The following is an 18,804-nucleotide window of genomic DNA, read 5'->3' on the forward strand; positions in this document are numbered from 1 at the left end:
CTCTAGGTAACCACTATTCCAGTCCGGAGCGAACGATGCTCAATATCTCGGTCGACAACGCGTCGACCTCGGTGCGGGTGCGCGCCTCGACATTGAGTCTCAACAGAGGCTCGGTGTTGGACGCACGCAAGTTGAACCATGCACCACCCTCGAGGTCGACGGTCACGCCGTCGAGACGGTCGATTCCGGTGGTCCGATCGGCGAACGCGTCGAGCACGGCCTGGGTGCGCTCGGCTGCGTCGTCGACCGTCGAGTTGATCTCACCCGACGCGCTGTACGTCTCGTACGAGGCCATCATCTCCGAGAGCGGTCGATCCTGTGCGCCGAGGGCAGCGAGAACGTGCAGCGCGGCGAGCATGCCGGAATCGGCACCCCAGAAATCGCGGAAGTAGTAGTGCGCGGAATGTTCTCCGCCGAAGATCGCACCGGTATCGGCCATCTGCTGCTTGATGAACGAATGCCCCACTCGGGTGCGGACAGGCTTGCCGCCGAGCTCGGTGACCAGCTCCGGCACCGCACGCGAGGTGATGAGATTGTGAATGATCGACGCACCGGGCTCCTTGGCCAGCTCGCGTTCTGCCACCAAGCAGGTCACGGCCGACGGCGAGACCGGATCGCCCTTCTCGTCGACGACGAAGCACCGGTCGGCGTCTCCGTCGAACGCGAGCCCGATGTCGGCACCGGTCTCGACAACGAAGCGCTGCAGATCCACCAGGTTCGCCGGATCCAGTGGGTTGGCCTCGTGATTGGGGAAGCTGCCGTCGAGTTCGAAGAACAACGGTTCGATCGTCACCGGGAGCGGAGCGAACACCGCGGGGACCGTGTGCCCGCCCATGCCGTTACCCGCGTCGACGGCGATCTTCATGGATCCGATGCCGGAAAGATCGACCAGGTCGCGAACGAACCCGGCGTAGTCGGTCAACACGTCTCGCGACGTTGCCGTACCGGCCGGGCCGTCGAAGTCCGGCACGCCGTCGATCAGTTCCGACTTGATCGTGGCCAGCCCGGTGTCCTGTCCCACCGGCTTGGCACCGGCGCGGCACAGCTTGATTCCGTTGTACTTCGCCGGATTGTGGCTTGCGGTGAACATGGCACCGGGGCATTCGAGCAGGCCCGACGCGAAGTAGAGCTGATCTGTCGAGGCGAGACCGATGTGCACGACGTCGAGTCCCTGCGCGGTGACGCCGTCCGCGAAAGCGCGGGACAGGCCCGGCGAGGAGTCGCGCATGTCGTGTCCGACGACGACGGTCCGCGCCGCGCCCTCCTCGTCGCGTACCAACCGGGCGAACGATGCACCGACGTCTCGGACGAACGCCTCGTCGATCTGCTCACCTACGACGCCACGGACGTCGTAGGCCTTGATGACGGCGTTGACGGACTCTGCGGTTCGGGCCACGAAGATTCTCCTGATTGTCGGTCGTCCGGCGTCGGACATCCAGCGTTGGGTACGGGGCGATCAACACCGAAGCTCGGCAGACCGGCTTGTCCGTTTCGGTACTGGTGCAAACCTTGCCAGACGCCCGGTGGGCGGGCCAGTCGACCCGTCGTTCATTCGGGCGGACGCGGCGCATAGCCCCGCCGCGGCGTTCTGCGCAGGGGGTCTAGGACGTGGGATCGGGTAGAACTCTGAGGTGTCCACGCCGGCCGGTTCGGACGGCAGGCGTGGCCCGTCGCTCGGTGTCCTGGTGGCGGGCGGGCGACCGGTCACCGCTGTCTCGCTCCTCGGAGCGCGTCCGGTCTCCCCGACCGGCTTCGCGTACGGCCTCGGCCAGCGCGGTCAGATCGTCCTCGTCGGGGGTCGACGTCGAGTAACCACCCTCGTACCGCACGAGCTCCCAGCCCTTGGGTGCCGTGGTCGTCGAGGCATGGACCTCGCACAGGTCCCAGGAGTGCGGCTCGTCCACGGTGGCCAGCGGACCTACGACCGCAGTGGAGTCGGAGTAGACATATGTGAGCGTCGCAACGGCAGAACGGTTGCAACCAGGCCTGCAGCAGCCACGCAGTGATCTCACGAGTGCAGAGTATCCGGTACGTGCAACCGACCGAACGACCGACACACCGGACAGCCGCGATAACCTGCCCCCATGCCTCAGTTCTCTTCCGCGCGCAGGATCACGTCGCGGTCCGTTGCGCGGCACGGCCGCGGCATCCGCGGACCAGTGCTGCCCGAGGACCTACCTGCCCGGCGATCACGTGCAGAGAAGTTCGACCGGCTGGTACTCGACGCGTTCGCGCGCATCGACCACCGGTGGCACGACAAGCTCTCGAAGCTCGACATCGCCGTCGACGACGTGCCCAAGATCAGGGCGTTGGACCCGGAATCGGTCACGTGGCCGCCCGAGGTGGTCGCAGAAGGACCGGTACCCCTGTCGCGACTGGTCCCCGCAGGGATCGACAAGCGCGGAGAGACGACACGCGCCCGTGTGGTGCTGTTCCGGCGTCCGCTCGAGCGGCGCGCCAAGCATCCGGAAGATTTGGAGGACCTACTGTTCGAGGTCCTGGTCGAGCAGGTAGCGACGTATTTGGGGATCGATCCAGACGAGGTGGACCCCGCCAGCGCCGAGCCGTGATGCAGCGTCGGCTCGTGGGTGGATCCTCCTGAGCGCGTTCGGCTCAGCCGATCCCGCGCTTGAGCCGACGACGCTCACGCTCGGACAGTCCGCCCCAGATTCCGAATCGCTCGTCGTTGGCGAGAGCGTATTCGAGGCACTCGTCCTTGACCTCGCAGCCGAGGCAGATTCGCTTCGCTTCGCGGGTGGAGCCGCCCTTTTCGGGAAAGAAGGCTTCGGGATCGGTCTGAGCGCACAGGGCGCGCTCTTGCCACTGATCCTCGATCTCCTCGAACATCTCGTCGAAACCCGCCACGAGACTCAGGAACGGCTTGGCGGGTGGAACCGATTCGGCCACGAACGGCATCGAATCGGCGTCGTTGTCCGAGTCGTCGTTATCGACGTCGTCGACATCCGGGCTGTCGACGTCGGGGCTGTCGATGTCCTGATCGATTTGCACGGCGTCACTCGAGAGTTCGCCGTCGACTGCATCGTTCGACGGGGTCACGTACGCAGAACCGGCGTCGACGGAGACGCTCGAATCCACGCCGGAATCGGACTCGGTTTGCGGCGCGTCGTCGACAGCGCTGAGGTGTGCAGTGGGTCCGCCCCGCTGATCACGTGTCACGTGCTGGTCATACATCGCTTCCGCCTCCTCACCTGTGGTAGCGCAGATACTTTCGGTCCTCGTAATCTCGAATACCTTGCCCCGCGCCGGTATTCGATCGAGCTGGTACGTCCGAGCCGGCTCTCCACCCGTCCAACTCTCGACCTCTACTCCACGTCCACTCAGGGACGAACAGGAAGGGAACGAGTGTTCGAAACCAGGTTCGCTGCAGTCGAACTCGTGCCGCGAACGCTGAATGACATACCTGTGATTAGACACGTACAGGTGTGTCGCGGTCAAGCCGATCGCACAAATCCAATACCATCCCATGCCCGAAATCGGCTGTCTCCCCGAATCGGAGCGCGTCCCGTGCGTGTCGCGGCGGTTCTCGGGCTCGGATCCCGGCCCCGCGGACGGTCCGGGTGGGCGCTCACCCGGGCGGACGACAACCGCACTAGGCTCGCATGTTGTGAAAGTTACTGTTCTGGTCGGTGGCGTCGGTGGCGCACGGTTCCTCCAGGGGCTCAAATCCCTGTTCGGCGACTCCCTTCTCGGCGACGAACCCGAGAACGAGATCACGGCGGTGGTCAACGTCGGCGACGACGTCTGGATGCACGGCCTTCGCATCTGCCCGGATCTCGACACGTGCATGTACACCCTCGGAAACGGAATCGACACCGAGCGAGGCTGGGGCCGGGTCGCGGAGACATGGAACGCCCGCGACGAGTTGGCCGCCTACGGAGCAGATCCCGACTGGTTCGGCCTCGGCGACAGGGACATCGCCACGCACTTGATCCGCAGTCGCATGCTGCGCACCGGATTTCCGCTGTCGGCCGTCACCGAGGCACTGTGCAACCGATGGCAGCCCGGCGTCCGATTGCTGCCGGTCACCGACGACCGCTCGGAAACACACGTCGTGGTCACCGACCCCGACGACCCCAGCGGCGAGCAACAACGCGCGATCCACTTCCAGGAGTGGTGGGTTCGCTACCGCGCGCAGATTCCCACGCACAGTTTCGCTCATATCGGTGCCGAACAGGCCACTGCCGCACCGGGAGTCGCCGAAGCGATCGCCGAGGCCGACGCGGTGATCCTGGCCCCGTCCAACCCGGTGGTCAGTGTCGGCGCAATTCTTGCCGTACCCGGCATCCGCGGCGCACTCCGCACCACCGCCGCCAAGGTCGTCGGCCTGTCCCCGGTGGTGGACGGTAAACCGTTGCGCGGCATGGCAGACGAGTGCCTCTCGGTCATCGGCGTCGAGACGACGGCCGAGGCCGTCGGCCGCCTCTACGGAAGCCGAAGCGGCACCGGCATTCTCGACGCCTGGCTGGTGCACAGCACCGACTCGGCGGTGGTCGACGGAGTCGACGTGCAGTCGATTCCGTTGCTGATGACCGACCCGGAGACCACAGCGGTGATGGCCCGCACCGCCCTGCGCGCAGCCGGACTCGAACTGTGACCGCCCCACGCGAGGTGGCATCGATGCCGGAGGCTCCCGGTGACCACGCACCGGGCGGATCGATCGAAATCCTGCCGGTCACGGGACTTCCCGAGTTTCGTCCGGGCGACGATCTCGCCGCAGCGATCGTCGACCGAGCGCCCTGGCTGCGCGACGGAGACGTCCTCGTGGTCACCAGCAAGATCGTCTCCAAGGTCGAGGGACGTCTGGTGCCCGCACCGCAGGACCCCGAGGAGCGGGACGCAGCCCGCCGGGTCCTCGTCGATCAGGAGGCCGTTCGCGTCGTCGCCCGAAAAGGCCGGACACTCATCACCGAGAACCGCCTCGGCATCGTGCAAGCCGCGTCGGGTATCGACGGGTCCAACGTCGACGGCAGCGAACTGGCGCTGCTCCCGGAGAATCCCGACGCCAGCGCGGCGACTCTTCGGCGAGCACTGCACGAGTCGGCCGGAGTCACCGTGGCTGTCGTGATCACCGACACGATGGGCCGGGCCTGGCGGATCGGTCAGACCGATGCCGCGATCGGGTCTGCCGGCCTGGCGGTCGTCCATCGATACGCCGGGGCAGAAGACGGCCAGGGCAACGAACTGATCGTCACCGAAGTCGCCATCGCCGACGAGCTCGCTGCGGCAGGCGATCTCGTGAAGGGCAAGCTGGGTGGCGTTCCGATAGCCGTCGTCCGCGGCCTGTCACCGGTCGACGACGGCTCCACCGCCGCCACGCTGCTGCGCGGCGGCGAAGACGATCTGTTCTGGCTGGGAACCGCCGAGGCACTCGAACGTGGTCGACGTGAGGCCCTGCTCCGCCGGCGGTCGGTTCGATCGTTCTCCCCCGACGCAGTCGACCCGGACTCGATTCGTGACGCCGTCGCGGACGCCCTCACCGCCCCCGCCCCGCATCACACCCACCCCGTCAGATTCGTCTGGATCAGAACGCCCGCGGTGCGTCGACGACTGCTCGAGACCATGCGCGAGCAGTGGCGAGCCGATCTGGCCGGCGACGGGCTGACCGAGGACCGCATCGCCGCGAGGCTGAGCCGTGGAGACATTCTGTTCGATGCGCCGGAAATCGTGATTCCGTTCTGTGTGCCGGACGGGGCGCACACCTATCCCGACGAGAGGCGTCGCGCAGCGGAGGACACCATGTTCACCGTGGCGGTCGGTGCCGCCGTTCAGGGTTTGCTCGTCGCCCTGGCCGTTCGCGATCTCGGGAGCTGCTGGATCGGTTCGACGATCTTCGCCGCCGATACCGTCCGCGCCGAGCTCGGCTTGCGTGCGGACTGGAAAGCATTGGGGGCCATCGCAATCGGACACCCCAGCGAGCCGCTGACGGTGCGAGATCCGGCCGCGCCCGGTTCTTCGCTGGTGGAGCTCTGACCGACGATGTCCGCTTCCTCACTGTGGCAGTCCGCGGCCGAGACACTCGATCGTTGGGCACCGACCGACTCCAGGGACGAATCCCTTCGGCATACCGTGATCGCCTTTCTGCACAGCAATCCCGACGCGTGTCTTCGCGCGAACGAGGCAGGCCACATCACGGCGTCGTCGCTGGTACTCGACGCGTCGGGACGACACGTTCTGCTGACCCTGCATCCCCGGGTGGGCCGGTGGATTCAGCTGGGCGGTCACTGCGAACCCGAGGACGAGACGGTCGTCGCCGCAGCGCTGCGCGAGGCGACCGAAGAATCCGGAATTGCCGATCTGTCGATCGATCCCGAGTTGCTCTCGGCGCACACTCACCCGATCACGTGCTCACTGGGTAAGCCGACCCGGCACCTGGACCTGCGGTTCCTGGCGCGCGCCCCGAACGGCGCGCGCGCCGTGCGCAGCGAGGAATCGACGGACCTGCGCTGGTGGCCGGTGGACGAACTACCCGACTCGGCCGAGCGCGAGACCATCGACCATCTCGTCGCGCTCGCCGCGCATCGCTGATTCGCCCGGGTCGGCCCCGCTCAGCCCCTCGGGACGACGATCAGACGTCGGTGGAGAAGCGCACTCCCCCGTCGGGCAGCTTCACTCCGGGCCATACCCGTGCGCCGCGCAGCAACTCGCACCGAGCTCCGATATCGGCACCGTCACCGATGACGGCGTCACGCACGAGTGCGCGCGGTCCGATGCGGGCTCCGAAGCCCAGGATGGATCGTTCGACCACGGCCCCCGCTTCGACGATCGCACCGTCGAACACCACCGCGCCGTCGAGACGAGCGCCTGCGCCGATCTCGGCACCACGTCCGACGACGGTTCCACCGATCAGCAGTGCGCCCGGCGCGACACCCGCTCCGGGGTGAACCAGGGACTCACCGCGATCTCCGTGCAGTGCGGGCGACGGCGCAATCCCACGAACGAGGTCGGCCGATCCCTTGACGAAATCCTCCGGCGTACCCATGTCGCGCCAGTACGCACTGTCGACGTGCCCGTAGACCTTCTTGTTTTCGGCGAGCAAGGCAGGGAACACCTCTCGCTCCACCGACACCGGCCGGTCGGCTGCGATGGACTCGATGATCTCACGCTTGAACACGTAGCAACCGGCGTTGATCTGGTCGGTCGGCGGATCCTGGGTCTTCTCCAGAAACGCGGTGACTCGGCCGTTCTCGTCGGTCGGTACACAACCGAACGCGCGGGGATCGCCGACCCGAACGAGATGCAACGTCACGTCCGCGTCGGTCGTGCGGTGCGTATCGAGCACTGCTGTCAGATCGGTACCACCCAACACGTCACCGTTGAACACCATGACGTTGTCTGCCCGCAGTCGCGGCAACACGTTTCTGATTCCGCCGCCGGTGCCCATGGGCTCGGTCTCGAACACGTACTCGAGTTCGATGCCCAACGCCGACCCGTCGCCGAAATGTTGCTCGAACACTTCGGCTTTGAACGACGTTCCGAGAACCACGTGTTCGATGCCCGCAGCCTTGATCCTGGCCAGCAGGTGGGTGAGAAACGGGAGTCCTGCAGTCGGGAGCATCGGCTTCGGTGCCGACAGAGTCAACGGGCGCAGTCGAGTTCCCTTGCCGCCGACCAAGATCACTGCATCCGTACGTGCGGCGACCGATGGGGAACTATCCGACATGTCCAGCCTCTGTTCTCTCGTCCGACGGTCGTTCTTCACGAGCTCGGGCCCGAAGCGCCGAAGTCACAACGACCTTCGAGCGAAGACCGAGACCCGCGCGCAGCGCCCATCGTAGTGGAGCCTGCCACACCCGGTCGTGTCTGTCGGCCTGGAATCGGTAGGCGCTGGTGTGGTGTGCGGGCAGCATCACTTCCGGATGCCGTCCTGCCGCATGGCCTTTCGAGTGCGTGACCTCGACCTCGGGTACGTAGACGTTCTGCCAACCCGCCCTGCCGAGCCGGTCGCCGAGGTCCACGTCCTCCATGTACATGAAGTAGCGCGAATCGAATCCGTCGATGGAGTCGAACGCCGCGCGGCGAAGCAACAGGCATGATCCCGACAGCCATCCCACCGGCCGTTCGGACACCGTCTCGTTCTCCTGGCGGTATCGCCGAGTCCACGGATTGGTCGGCCAGAGCTTGCCGAGAATTGCGTGGCCGGCCCCGGACGTCAGATCGGGCACCGATCGCGCGGACGGGTATCGCGACCCGTCCGGCTCACGAATGAGTGGGCCCAGCGAACCTGCGCGCGGCCATCGCGCCGCGGCGTCGAGCAATCCGTCCAGGGACCCGGGGTGCCACCTGACATCCGGATTGGCCACGACGACGAATTCGACCTCGGGGTCGACCGCGGCGATCGCCCGATTGACGGCAGCGCCGTAGCCGATGTTGGCGCCGGTACGCAGCAATTCTGCTTCCGCGAACGCCGCCTCGGCAGCTTCCGGAGTGCCGTCGACCGACCCGTTGTCGGCCATGATGACTCGCACGGGCCGAGTCGTGGCCTCGCGTAGAGACGTCAGGAATTGCTCGAGGTATTCGCCGGGGGAATAGGTCACCGTCACCACGGCCAGGTCGGAACTCACGCGGGCAAGACTAGCCCGAGGCGAGCATCGATCCCGCATCACGACCGAGCAAGAGCCGCCGTCAGAGCCTCGGACCAGGGGCGGGGCGCACCGAGCTCGGCTGCGGACCACGCATTCGGTGACAGCACCGAGTATGCGGGCCGAGGTGCCGGGACGACGTACTCTGCGCTCGAACACGGTCGCACCCGGTCGGGGTCGGCACCGATTCCCGAGAACACTGCCCGGGCGAGGTCGTACCAGCTCGCCTGCCCGGCGTTGGTGAAGTGAAGGGTCCGGCCGGTCACCGTCGCGTCGGCTTCGATCTCGAGCAGACCGGCGGCCAGGTCGAGGGCGAAGGTGGGCGATCCGATCTGGTCGTCGACCACCGAGACGGTCTCCCGCTCGCCTTCGAGTCTTCGCATCGTGGTGACGAAGTTCTTGCCGGTGTTGTCGTAGACCCATGCGGTACGCACGATGACGGCCTCGGGAAGTTCCTCACGTACCGCCGTTTCCCCGGCCAACTTGGTGCGTCCGTACACGGACTTCGGCGCGGTCGCCGCGTCGACGTCGTACGGCTCGGTCGCTGTGCCGTCGAACACATAGTCGGTGGAAATGTGAATCAGTCGGGCACCGACACGCCCGCACGCCCGCGCGAGATTTCGAGGACCGTCGGCATTGACGGCCATGGCCCTGGACTCGTCGGTTTCGGCGGCATCGACGGCGGTGTATGCGGCGCAGTTGACGACGGTCGCACCCGCAGTCACCACGGCGTCCACGGCATCGGGGTCGGTGATGTCCAGGTCGGCGGACGAATAGCCGTGCACCTCGACGTCGGAATCACGCTCGGCGGCGAGCGAGACCACCCGTCGGCCCAACTGGCCGTGTGCACCGGTCACCACGATCGCATTCACGGTTGCCAAGTGTGGCACGCCGCGGTCGGTTCGGCGAGAGCACGGCCGATCGCCAGTAACCTTCGAGTCGGGGGGAGTGAACGTCTGTCGGTGGGTGTCCATGCCTGCCGGAAACGAGGAAAGGGTCGAAGGTGCCACGAGATTCAGGCACGCACGGAGGTGAGCGCACACCCCCACCACACCGGCGCACCTCGCGGCGAGCCGACGGCGACGGCCTGCGCGGCGAGCGACGCGACCGTGACACCGACCCTCGTGCATCTCGTGGGCGCGACTCCCAGGATCGCCCTGTACGTCCCTCCGCAGACGGCGAACCGGGCGTGCATCGCCGAGGCGGCGCGGCCGGCGACGAACGACGAACCACGGCCGGCCGTACACGACGACCGCAGCGCGAGCCCCGAGGCGACGACCGACGACCGGACGCAGGCGAGGCACCCCGCCGACCGGGCGCAGGCGGTCGCTGGCCGGCGACGCACGTTGCGGTGGCCGTGTTGTCGGTACTCGTCCTGTTGGTGACCGGCTTCGCGTGGCGCAGTGTGGACAGTCTGCGGTCGAACATCGCCACCGCGGGTGGCCTCGGTCTGGGCGGCGCAGCAGACGGTGCCGTCGACATCCTGATGGTCGGCACCGACAGCCGCACCGACGCCCACGGCAACGCGCTCTCACCGGAAGAACTGGCCTCGCTCAACGCAGGCGAGGAAGTTGCGTCGAACACGGACACGATCGTGTTGATCCGTGTCCCGAACGACGGCTCGTCGGCCACTGCCATCTCCATCCCGCGCGACTCGTACGTCGAGGTGCCCGGGATCGGAATGTCCAAGATCAACGCCGCGTACGGAGCGACCAAGGAGAACAAACGGCTCGAACTGGTCGAGCAGGGAGTCTCCGATGCCGACGCCGAACCGCAGGCCACCGAGGCCGGACGCGAAGCGCTGATCGATTCCGTCGCCAACCTGACCGGTATCACGGTCGATCACTACGCAGAGGTCGGCCTGCTCGGTTTCGTTCTGCTGACCGACGCCGTCGGCGGAGTAGCGGTATGCCTGAACAATCCGGTGCAGGAGCCGCTGTCGGGTGCGAACTTCGCCGCCGGTGAGCAGAACCTGTCCGGTTCGCAGGCGCTGAGTTTCGTCCGGCAACGACACGATCTGCCCCGCGGTGACCTGGACCGGATCGTGCGCCAGCAAGTCTTCATGGCCTCCCTCGTACGCAGTGTGCTGAGCGCCAAGACGTTGAGCAATCCGAGCAAGCTCGGTCAGCTCAGTACCGCGGTGCAGCGGTCGGTCACCCTCGATTCGGACTGGGACATCCTGCAGTTCGCCACTCGCCTGCAGGATCTCGCCGGTGGCAAGGTCAAGTTCGAGACCATTCCCGCGGTCGACATCAATGCGACGACCGACTACGGCGAATCCATCGTGCAGGTCGACCCGGCAGCAGTGAAGAAATACGTCGCCGGACTACTCGAGGACGGGAACTCCGCCGAGACCAACGCCGAGAATTCGGATGCCCCGGCCGTCGATCCGTCGACGGTGACGGTGGACGTCGCGAACGACAGCGGTATCGAAGGTCTGGCCAACGGTGTGGCCGGATCGTTGACGGCGCTGGGGTACGTCGGTGGCACCATCGGCAACTACGAGGGCTCGTCCATCTCCACGAGCCGCATCCAGACCGCCGACGTGGACAGCGACGCCGCTCGCGCCGTGTCGGCCGCACTCGGTGGCCTGCAGATCACCGCCGACGACACCATGCCGGCCGATGCCGTACGGGTCGTGCTCGCCGACGACTACGCCGGCCCCGGCTCGGGTCAGGCCGCGACGGCCGAAACCGTGGCACCCGAAGCGGGTACAGCAGTCCCCGAGGAACCTGCGGCACCGATCGACGCGGGTTCCACCGGCCCCATGTGCGTGAACTGACAGTACGAACGCAGCGTGGAAATCGGGGCGGGTCGGCGTCGACTAGGGTCGTGGTGTGGCTTCGAACCTGACTCAAACCCTGCTCGAGCCGATTCTGGCGGCAGACCCGGCCGGTCCCCGCATCACGTACTACGACGATGCCACCGGCGAGCGGGTCGAGGTGTCCGCCGTGACACTGGCGAATTGGGCGGCCAAGACTGCCAACTTGCTCCGTGACGAGTTCGCACTCGATCAGGGCGCGCGCGTGTGCGTGCTGTTGCCGGCGCACTGGCAGACCGCTGCCGTACTTCTGGGAATCTGGTGGACCGGCGGCGAGGTGGTGCTCAGTGCAGACGACTCCGCGGATCTCGCGCTGGTGCACGGCGACCGCCTCGACGACGCACCCGACGTCGACGAAGTTCTGGCGCTCTCGCTCGATGCCTTCGGTAAGGCAGTCCCCGATCTGCCCCTCGGGATGACCGACTACGCCACCTCGGTTCGCGTACACGGTGACCACTTCAGGGCAACGGGATCCGGGTCCGCGGCATTGGACGGCCGCTCGGTGGACGACGTCCTCGCCGCAGCGAGAGAACGCGCCGAGGCCCGTTCTCTCTCGGCCGCGGATCGAGTGTTGTCCAGTGCATCCTGGACCACCGCCGACGAGTTGATCGACGGACTGCTCTCGGTGCTCGCGGCCGGAGCGTCGTTGGTACAGGTGGCCAACTCCGACGAGAGCAAGAAGGAACGACGCATCGACACCGAGAAGGTCACGACGACCCTCGACTGACTTGTCGCCTCATCCGGACGGGCGGTAGCCGCCGTCCGCGAGTCCCGCTTGGATCTCGAACCGATTGGCGCTGCCGCGGTGACGCGCTTCCTCGACGAGGTAGCGGAACGGAAAGGTCAGCCCGAACCTCGCCCACTGGTCGGCGTGAATCGCCTCGTGCCGCAGCACCCGACGGGCGGTGTTGTTCGCCGTCAGGTAGGCCCCACCGAATGTGGTTCCGCCGCGGCCGAATCCGCCGCGCAGGCCGGAACACACGAAGATCGAGAACTCGTCGTCGAAACGCGCCGTTCCGCCCCACAGCTGCGCGTAGCGCAGTGCCAGCCGGGTCACCGACACCGACTGCCACTTGCTGCGGCCGGCTCGTCGAATCTGCTCGCGCCGCGACGCCGCGGCACTCATCCCAGCAGCGTGGTTCGCAGTGCCGCGTCCTTGTCCAGCACCATGGCCTCGAGAGAGGCCTGGAAGGCCGACATCCGCTGCTGCAGAACAGGATCGGACGCACCCAGAATCCGTACAGCGAGCAGCCCCGCGTTGCGGGCACCGCCGATGGACACCGTGGCCACGGGAACGCCGGCGGGCATCTGCACTATCGAGAGCAGCGAATCCATACCGTCGAGGTACTTCAGCGGTACCGGCACCCCGATGACCGGCAATGGCGTCGCCGACGCCACCATGCCGGGCAGGTGCGCCGCTCCCCCGGCACCGGCGATGATCACTTTGATGCCACGACCGGCGGCCTCGCGGGCATAGTCGAGCATCCGCTGCGGGGTTCGGTGGGCCGAGACGACACCGACCTCGAACCGAATACCGAACTCGGCCAAGGCTTCTGCAGCGGCCTCCATGGTCGGCCAGTCGGAATCGCTGCCCATGATCAGGCCTACGACGGCGGTACCGGATTCGTCAGTCATGATGCGGGTCCCATCCGTCGGTCCATTCGGCGTGCGACATCCAATGCGCTGCACGTTCGGCTCGTTCACGTACGGCCGCCACGTAGGCCGGGTCGCCGAGCGATCCGGACCTCGCGCCCAGAATGTTCACGTGGCCGATCTTGCGGTCTTTCCGCTCGGTTTTGCCATACAGGTGCACCTTGGCGTCGGGCATGCGGGCGAACAGGTGATGCAGGCGTTCGTCCATCGTCATCTCCGGCGCTTCGGGTGCACCCAGGATGTTCGCCATCACCGTCAACGGTGCCAGTGGATCGGTGTCACCCAGCGGGTAGTCGAGCACTGCACGCAGATGCTGCTCGAACTGCGAGGTGCGGCAGCCGTCCATGGTCCAGTGACCGGAGTTGTGCGGCCGCATGGCCAGCTCGTTCACCAGAAGCTTGCCCGAGGTGGTCTCGAACAGCTCGACCGCGAGGTCTCCGACGACGCCGAGGGCGCCCGCGATATCGAGCGCCAGCCGACCGGCGTACGTGGCGACGTCCTCGTCCAGGTCGGGAGCCGGGGCCAGAACCACCGCGCATTGTCCGTGTCGTTGCACGGTCTGTACGACGGGCCACGCAGCACCCTGACCGAACGGCGATCGCGCGACCATCGCCGACAACTCGCGGCGCATGGCGACCTTCTCCTCGACCATGAGCGGCACACCGAGGTCGAGCTGGGCAGTGACGATCTCTTCGGCTTCCTCGGCGTCGGCGGGCATCCAGACACCGCGGCCGTCGTAGCCGCCGCGGACCGCCTTGAGGACGACCGGCCACCCGTGTTCGTCACCGAACGCAATGGCGTCCTGCGCCCACGACACCTCCGCGTACGCCGGTCCGGGTGCCCCCAGCTCTTCGAGCTTTCGACGCATGCGCAGTTTGTCCTGCGCGAAGATCAGCGCGCTCGGTGGCGGCTGGACGTTGACGCCCTCGGCGACCAGGGTCTCGAGGTGCTCGGTCGGCACGTGCTCGTGGTCGAAGGTCAGGGCGTTGGATCCGGTCGCGGCCGTGCGCAGCGCATCGAGGTCGTCGTGCAGCCCGAACACGACGTCGGGGCTCACCTGAGCCGCCGGCTCGTCTGCGCCCGCGGCGAGCACGCGCAGCGTTTGGCCGAGTTCGATGGCCGACTGATGGGTCATGCGGGCCAGCTGACCTCCGCCGATCATCGTCACGACGGGCATTCCGGTCGACGACGGGCGCGCAGCGGTGGGGCGCGGTTCGGTACCTGTCACGGCTCACCATGGTGTCATGTCCTGCCGGTTCGGGCCGAACCGGCAGTCGCACGGCGGTCGTCGTTGTCGCGAAGAACGTGGAAACACTGTCGTCAAGACTGTGGAAACGCTGATGAACAGAGCGTCGGTTCGCCGGATCGGGCGTTCGTTTCGTAGACTTCACCGTTGTGCCGACGATCGACAGCGTGCTTCAGCGCTTACCCAAGCCCATCAGGGACCTTGCGATCCGGCACAGCGAGTTGATCAAGTTCGCCATCGTGGGCGGTACGACGATGGTGTTCGACCTCGTCATCTTCTACTCGCTGAGCCTGACGGTGCTCGAGCAGAAGCCGGTGATCGCGAAGATCATCTCGGGCGTGCTCGCCACCCTGCTCAGCTATTTCCTCAACCGTGAGTGGGCCTTCAAGCACCGCGGCGGGCGCGAACGCCACCACGAAGCGCTTCTCTTCTTCGCCATCAGCGGCATCGGAGTGCTCATCGCCGCCGGTCCGCTGTGGATCGCGAACAACATCTTCGACATCCGCGACACCAACGAGTCGCTGACGATGGTGGTCGTCATCGACTTCGTGCTGAACTACATCATCGGCAACCTGCTCCAGATGGCGTTCCGCTTCTGGGCGCTGCGTCGCTTCGCTTTTCCCGAGGACAACGCGCGCACCATCCTGGAAGTGGACGCCGAGCGCAACGGGGATCCGACCGACGCATCGAACGCGCTCGACTGACCCCCAGTTCGGTCAGCGTGGTTCGCGCCGCGAGAGCGCGGGCGACGATTCGCGCCGAGCGGGCAGGAACACCGAGAACAGTGCCGGCCGTCTGCGCTGTAGTTCCAACCGTCCGCCGTCGGCCTCGATCAGGGCCCGGGCCAGCGCGAGACCGACTCCGGTCGAACCGGCTCCGGAGAATCCGCGGTCGAAGATGTGGGGTGCCAGTTCGTTGCTCACCCCTGGACCCTCGTCGGACACCTCGACACAGACCAGTTTCTCTCGCCGCCGGTCGGTCCCCTCGGCGGCGGACACGGCGCGCACTGCAACCGTGCAGGCACCGTCGCCGTGCACCAGAGAGTTGTCGACCAGTACCGACACGGCCTCGCGCAGACGTGAGCCGGTCACCGACGCCTGGAGGTCGGCGTCGCCCTTGAGCACCAGACTCCGACCTGCATCGTCGAAATTTCGCTGCCATTCGACCACCGTGCCGGTCAGTTCCTCGATGACCGATACCTCGTGCGCATCGGCGGCTCCGTCGCTGCGGGAGGAGCGGACGAGTTCGTCGATGGCCAGGGTCAACCGATCGACCTGATCCATCGCCTCGTTCGCCTCGTCGACCACCGCGGGGTCCGGATGGGTGGAGATCTCGTCCAATCGCAGCCTAACGGCGGTCAGGCGGCTACGAAGTTGATGCGAGACGTCGGCAACCAACGTGTGTTCGCGCTGCAGCCTGCCCGCGATCTCGACGGTGGCCGAGTCGAGAACCTCCGACACCCGGTCCAGCTCGGCAATGCCGTGCCGACGCGGATCCGGCCGAAAGTCGCCCTCGGCCAGTCGGGCGGCCCGCCGCGCGACGTCCTGCAACGGATCGGCCAGTCGCTTGGCCGTCAGCACGGCCACCACGGTTCCTGCCAGCGCGGACGCCAGGACCACCAGAGTCACCGCTCCGAGCGCCTGCCGCTGCAGTGAACGCATGTCGTCGGACGGTACTTCGAGCCGCAGTGATCCCGAGGTCCCCATCGACAAAGATTCGACTAGTGGCCGGGGGACGGATGCCTGCCCGATGTCGGCGCGGGACGCGGCGTCCTCCGGCGTCGGATAGATGACGACGAGGCGGCCACCCTGCGGAATCGCCAGACGCAGCGAACCGATGTCGAGTTGACCCTCGATCAGTCCGGCCGACCCCTCCTGCGAGATGATCTCTGCGGCCATTCGGTCGAGGCGTGCCTGCAGATCGTTTCGAGTGAAGTCCTCGACCCACAGCCAGGCCGTATACATCAGCGGCAGCCCGAGCAGCAGGGCAGTCATGATGACGACAGCGAGAATGGAGACCAGGATTCGACGCCGCATCGACGACTAGTCGCTGTTGATGCGGAATCCGACACCGCGAACGGTCGCGATGCGACGCTCCGCCACCGGTCCTTCGTCGCCGATCTTGCGGCGCAACCAGGACATGTGCATGTCGAGTGTCTTGGATCCGCGCAACTCCGCGTCGCCCCACACCTCGCGCAAGATGACCTCCCGCGAGACCACCTGGCCGGCGTGATCGAGCAGCACCTTGAGCAACTCGTATTCCTTGTTGGCCAGCGAGATCTCGGTACCTCCGACGAGCACCCGTCGGGCGGCCGGTTCGAGGCGAATTGCACCGACCTCGATCGGAACGTCCTCGCCGGCACCGCGTCGACGCAGGAGCGCTCGAACCCGAGCCATCAGCTCGGCGAGCCGGAACGGCTTGCCCACATAGTCGTCGGCACCGGCGTCGAGGCCGACGACGAAGTCGACCTCGTCCGTGCGCGCGGTGAGCATCAACACGGCCACCTCGGACCGGTTGGCGCGGACCTGACGGCACACTTCGAGGCCGTCCATTCCGGGCAGCCCCAGGTCCAGGATCAGCAAGTCGAACTTGCCGTCGAGAGCACGCTGTAGCGTGGCCGGCCCGGTCTGTTCGACGGTCACGGTGTAGCCCTCGCGCCCGAGGGCACGGGAGAGGGGTGCGGCGATAGCTTCGTCGTCTTCGGCAAGCAGAACATCGGTCACGTCGGCAACCCTACGGTTCGAATGTGAGAACAGCCTGTGTTACCTGCGTTTCCCCGCGCGCCAACCGGGCTTGGACTCGGCCGGTGCATCGTCGGCCATCGGCTCGAATGCTCGGTCCCGATCGTGAACGGACTCGCGACGAAAGTCCATGGAGTCGAATACTTGCTGGTAGAGCAACGAATGGACGCGTTGCACCTGCGGAATGTCGTCGAACTCGAGTGGGTCGTCCGACGCCGACGCGATGATCAGGGTGCCGGTACCGAGCATCCTGTCCAGCAGCCCGTGGCGAAATTGCACGTTGCTGATGCGGCTCATGGGGATGTCGATTCCGGAATGCGTGAGCACACCCTGCCGAACGAGGACCCGACGATCGGTGACGATGAAGTGAGTGCACTTCCAGCTCACGAGCGGAACCAGGCATCGCCACCCGACGATCGCTGCCCACACCACCAGCGCGGCGATCGTGGCCACATCGGCGGCCGTGGATTCGAGTCGGGCACCTGCGACACCGAGGGCGACGCCGGCGAGACCCGTGGCGAGCACGAACGTGATCGACGGCAGGATCAACATCTTCCAATGCGGGTGACGGTGAAGCAATAGCTCTTCCTCGTCGGCCAACGCATCCTGTGGGTAACCCACGTGCACTCCTGACTATTCGCGCCGGATCTGCCCGGGTGAAGATGGTCTCACGAGACAGGTCGGAGATGAGTGACGTCGCCGGCGGCCACCGCGAGAACCGAGGGCGATGCGGAGCCTGCACGTTCGACCTCGATCACGATCCGGCCGTGTTCGTCCACATCGACAGCGGTTCCCACTTCGTGCTCGCCGCCGGGCAGGTCGACACGCACTCGCTGTCCGATGGTGCCGCACCGATCTCTGTATCGGTGCGCCAGCGCCTCGGTATCCCAGTGCGCATCCCGCCACGAATCCACCTCGGCGGCCACCCCGCGCAGAATCGCACGCACCAGGGTGTCTCGATCGAGCACCGCGGCCTGTTCGAGCGCGAGTGACGTCGCCGTGGGCACCGGGAGCTCGGCCTCGGTCATCGAGACGTTCACTCCCAGGCCGATGACCACCGTCGGACTCGGCCCATGGGCGGCTACTTCGGCCAGAATGCCCGAGACCTTCCTACCGCCGATCAGAACGTCGTTCGGCCACTTCAACCGCGCATCGACCTCGGCCACGGTACGCAGCGCATCGACCAGAGCCACGCCGGTCATCAGCGGCAGCCAACCCAGCACCGCCGGGTCGATCCCCGGGAACTTCAGCAGCATCGACAGCAATATCTGCGATCGCGGAGCACCGGAGAACGGACGCGAGTGCCTACCCCGCCCGCTTCCCTGATGTTCGGCGATCAAGGCCGTCCGGTCCGCACGGTCTGCCGCCGCAGCGACGAGGTCGGCATTGGTCGAACCGGTCTCGGTCACCACGTCCACCCGAGACCACGAGGCCTGCGGTCCGTCCACCAAGGCTCGACGGAGTGCGCGGACGTCGAGCGGTGGGCGATCCAGATTGGTCCACATGACCACCAGCATATGGGTTCGGCGCCAACCGACGTCGGCTCGTGAACCACCCTCGGTCGGGGCGCAGATCACACTCGCAGTTAAAGTGTTGCCCCATGACCAGCGTCCAGGATTCCACTGCACCCGGGTCGGCAGATGCACCCGATATCCATACCACTGCGGGTAAATTGGCCGATCTTCGTAAACGTCTGGGGGCTGCGGAGATGCCGTCGGGTGAGGCGGCGGTGGAGCGGGTCCA

The 18,804-nt window shown here is 66.5% G+C and carries 20 protein-coding genes; 7 read left to right on the forward strand and 13 right to left on the reverse strand.

Going from position 1 to position 18,804, the window contains the following annotated elements; genetic code table 11:
- Window positions 1-13 precede the first annotated feature (13 nt).
- Window positions 14-1,396 (reverse strand): phosphomannomutase/phosphoglucomutase, encoded by a 1,383-nt coding sequence (locus ASH04_RS18060; protein ID WP_052053378.1) that lies wholly within the window; start codon window positions 1,394-1,396, stop codon window positions 14-16.
- Between the two features lie 205 nt (window positions 1,397-1,601).
- The gene (locus ASH04_RS18065; protein ID WP_027496500.1) at window positions 1,602-2,012 is read right to left on the reverse strand and encodes a DUF3499 domain-containing protein; all 411 of its coding nucleotides are present in this window, start codon (window positions 2,010-2,012) and stop codon (window positions 1,602-1,604) included.
- 72 nt (window positions 2,013-2,084) lie between these two features.
- Between ASH04_RS18065 and ASH04_RS18070 the strand changes: the two genes are divergently transcribed.
- Window positions 2,085-2,570, forward strand: coding sequence for a metallopeptidase family protein (locus tag ASH04_RS18070; RefSeq protein WP_027496499.1), 486 nt, complete (start codon window positions 2,085-2,087; stop codon window positions 2,568-2,570).
- 43 nt (window positions 2,571-2,613) lie between these two features.
- Here the strand turns inward: ASH04_RS18070 and ASH04_RS18075 are convergent, their stop codons facing one another.
- Entirely contained in the window at window positions 2,614-2,847 is a 234-nt protein-coding gene (locus ASH04_RS18075; protein WP_027496498.1) for a WhiB family transcriptional regulator, read from the reverse strand.
- Window positions 2,848-3,625: 778 nt separating this feature from the next.
- Here ASH04_RS18075 and cofD point away from each other — a divergent pair.
- Genes cofD through ASH04_RS18090 form a run of 3 tightly spaced genes read left to right on the forward strand, consistent with a single transcriptional unit; the run spans window position 3,626 to window position 6,546 of the window.
- Window positions 3,626-4,615 (forward strand): 2-phospho-L-lactate transferase, encoded by a 990-nt coding sequence (gene cofD / locus ASH04_RS18080; RefSeq protein ID WP_032366289.1) that lies wholly within the window; start codon window positions 3,626-3,628, stop codon window positions 4,613-4,615.
- A gap of 23 nt (window positions 4,616-4,638) precedes the next feature.
- The gene (locus ASH04_RS18085; protein WP_032372885.1) at window positions 4,639-5,991 is read left to right on the forward strand and encodes a coenzyme F420-0:L-glutamate ligase; all 1,353 of its coding nucleotides are present in this window, start codon (window positions 4,639-4,641) and stop codon (window positions 5,989-5,991) included.
- A 6-nt stretch (window positions 5,992-5,997) separates the two neighbouring features.
- Window positions 5,998-6,546, forward strand: a complete 549-nt coding sequence (locus ASH04_RS18090; RefSeq protein WP_057474148.1) for an NUDIX hydrolase — start codon at window positions 5,998-6,000, stop codon at window positions 6,544-6,546.
- A gap of 40 nt (window positions 6,547-6,586) precedes the next feature.
- Here the strand turns inward: ASH04_RS18090 and ASH04_RS18095 are convergent, their stop codons facing one another.
- The 3 genes from ASH04_RS18095 to rfbD are packed head-to-tail and all read right to left on the reverse strand — an operon-like array spanning window position 6,587 to window position 9,472.
- Window positions 6,587-7,681: a sugar phosphate nucleotidyltransferase gene (locus ASH04_RS18095; protein ID WP_027496494.1), complete on the reverse strand. Its 1,095-nt coding sequence runs from the start codon at window positions 7,679-7,681 to the stop codon at window positions 6,587-6,589.
- Complete coding sequence (locus ASH04_RS18100) at window positions 7,671-8,582, reverse strand: glycosyltransferase family 2 protein (RefSeq protein WP_027496493.1); 912 nt, start codon at window positions 8,580-8,582, stop codon at window positions 7,671-7,673. The genes ASH04_RS18095 and ASH04_RS18100 overlap by 11 nt, the downstream gene beginning before the upstream one ends.
- Window positions 8,583-8,620: 38 nt before the next feature.
- The gene (gene rfbD / locus ASH04_RS18105) at window positions 8,621-9,472 is read right to left on the reverse strand and encodes a dTDP-4-dehydrorhamnose reductase (protein ID WP_057474189.1); all 852 of its coding nucleotides are present in this window, start codon (window positions 9,470-9,472) and stop codon (window positions 8,621-8,623) included.
- 479 nt (window positions 9,473-9,951) lie between these two features.
- Between rfbD and ASH04_RS18115 the strand changes: the two genes are divergently transcribed.
- Both ASH04_RS18115 and ASH04_RS18120 read left to right on the forward strand, forming a co-directional pair.
- Complete coding sequence (locus ASH04_RS18115; RefSeq protein WP_048320270.1) at window positions 9,952-11,382, forward strand: LCP family protein; 1,431 nt, start codon at window positions 9,952-9,954, stop codon at window positions 11,380-11,382.
- A gap of 55 nt (window positions 11,383-11,437) precedes the next feature.
- Complete coding sequence (locus tag ASH04_RS18120; RefSeq protein WP_057474150.1) at window positions 11,438-12,148, forward strand: TIGR03089 family protein; 711 nt, start codon at window positions 11,438-11,440, stop codon at window positions 12,146-12,148.
- A 9-nt stretch (window positions 12,149-12,157) separates the two neighbouring features.
- Here the strand turns inward: ASH04_RS18120 and ASH04_RS18125 are convergent, their stop codons facing one another.
- From ASH04_RS18125 to ASH04_RS18135, 3 genes are read right to left on the reverse strand one after another with little or no spacing between them, the layout of a single operon-like run.
- A complete protein-coding gene (locus ASH04_RS18125) occupies window positions 12,158-12,547 on the reverse strand; it encodes a hypothetical protein (RefSeq protein WP_057474151.1) in 390 nt (129 codons plus the stop codon).
- Window positions 12,544-13,056 carry a 5-(carboxyamino)imidazole ribonucleotide mutase gene (purE, locus tag ASH04_RS18130; RefSeq protein WP_027496487.1) on the reverse strand — a complete coding sequence of 171 codons (513 nt, stop codon included), beginning with the start codon at window positions 13,054-13,056 and terminating at the stop codon, window positions 12,544-12,546. Before purE ends, ASH04_RS18125 begins: the two co-directional genes overlap by 4 nt.
- Window positions 13,049-14,302 carry a 5-(carboxyamino)imidazole ribonucleotide synthase gene (locus ASH04_RS18135; RefSeq protein WP_027496486.1) on the reverse strand — a complete coding sequence of 418 codons (1,254 nt, stop codon included), beginning with the start codon at window positions 14,300-14,302 and terminating at the stop codon, window positions 13,049-13,051. The genes purE and ASH04_RS18135 overlap by 8 nt, the downstream gene beginning before the upstream one ends.
- A 167-nt stretch (window positions 14,303-14,469) precedes the next feature.
- Here ASH04_RS18135 and ASH04_RS18140 point away from each other — a divergent pair, with 167 nt between their 5' ends.
- Complete coding sequence (locus ASH04_RS18140; RefSeq protein WP_032366285.1) at window positions 14,470-15,024, forward strand: GtrA family protein; 555 nt, start codon at window positions 14,470-14,472, stop codon at window positions 15,022-15,024.
- A 12-nt stretch (window positions 15,025-15,036) separates the two neighbouring features.
- On the opposite strand, the gene ASH04_RS18145 is transcribed toward ASH04_RS18140, so the two are convergent.
- Genes ASH04_RS18145 through ASH04_RS18160 form a run of 4 tightly spaced genes read right to left on the reverse strand, consistent with a single transcriptional unit; the run spans window position 15,037 to window position 18,566 of the window.
- Complete coding sequence (locus tag ASH04_RS18145; RefSeq protein ID WP_027496485.1) at window positions 15,037-16,356, reverse strand: sensor histidine kinase; 1,320 nt, start codon at window positions 16,354-16,356, stop codon at window positions 15,037-15,039.
- 6 nt (window positions 16,357-16,362) lie between these two features.
- Window positions 16,363-17,043, reverse strand: coding sequence for a response regulator transcription factor (locus ASH04_RS18150; protein ID WP_027496484.1), 681 nt, complete (start codon window positions 17,041-17,043; stop codon window positions 16,363-16,365).
- A gap of 39 nt (window positions 17,044-17,082) precedes the next feature.
- Window positions 17,083-17,682, reverse strand: a complete 600-nt coding sequence (locus tag ASH04_RS18155; RefSeq protein WP_027496483.1) for a PH domain-containing protein — start codon at window positions 17,680-17,682, stop codon at window positions 17,083-17,085.
- Window positions 17,683-17,729: 47 nt separating this feature from the next.
- The gene (locus ASH04_RS18160; protein WP_032372888.1) at window positions 17,730-18,566 is read right to left on the reverse strand and encodes a biotin--[acetyl-CoA-carboxylase] ligase; all 837 of its coding nucleotides are present in this window, start codon (window positions 18,564-18,566) and stop codon (window positions 17,730-17,732) included.
- Between the last annotated feature and the right edge of the window lie 238 nt (window positions 18,567-18,804).

The organism is Rhodococcus sp. Leaf233 (genome assembly GCF_001426165.1).
GTDB classification, from domain to species: Bacteria; Actinomycetota; Actinomycetes; order Mycobacteriales; family Mycobacteriaceae; genus Rhodococcoides; species Rhodococcoides fascians.

Bases quoted from the DNA above. Each gene is read 5' to 3' on its own strand.
- ASH04_RS18145 (WP_027496485.1), bottom strand. From the start codon at position 16,356: ATGCGGCGTCGAATCCTGGTCTCCATTCTCGCTGTCGTCATCATGACT.
- ASH04_RS18095 (WP_027496494.1), bottom strand. From the start codon at position 7,681: ATGTCGGATAGTTCCCCATCGGTCGCCGCACGTACGGATGCAGTGATC.
- ASH04_RS18070 (WP_027496499.1), top strand. From the start codon at position 2,085: ATGCCTCAGTTCTCTTCCGCGCGCAGGATCACGTCGCGGTCCGTTGCG.
- purE (WP_027496487.1), bottom strand. From the start codon at position 13,056: ATGACTGACGAATCCGGTACCGCCGTCGTAGGCCTGATCATGGGCAGC.
- ASH04_RS18090 (WP_057474148.1), top strand. From the start codon at position 5,998: ATGTCCGCTTCCTCACTGTGGCAGTCCGCGGCCGAGACACTCGATCGT.
- ASH04_RS18160 (WP_032372888.1), bottom strand. From the start codon at position 18,566: ATGTGGACCAATCTGGATCGCCCACCGCTCGACGTCCGCGCACTCCGT.
- ASH04_RS18085 (WP_032372885.1), top strand. From the start codon at position 4,639: ATGCCGGAGGCTCCCGGTGACCACGCACCGGGCGGATCGATCGAAATC.
- ASH04_RS18125 (WP_057474151.1), bottom strand. From the start codon at position 12,547: ATGAGTGCCGCGGCGTCGCGGCGCGAGCAGATTCGACGAGCCGGCCGC.
- ASH04_RS18075 (WP_027496498.1), bottom strand. From the start codon at position 2,847: ATGTTCGAGGAGATCGAGGATCAGTGGCAAGAGCGCGCCCTGTGCGCT.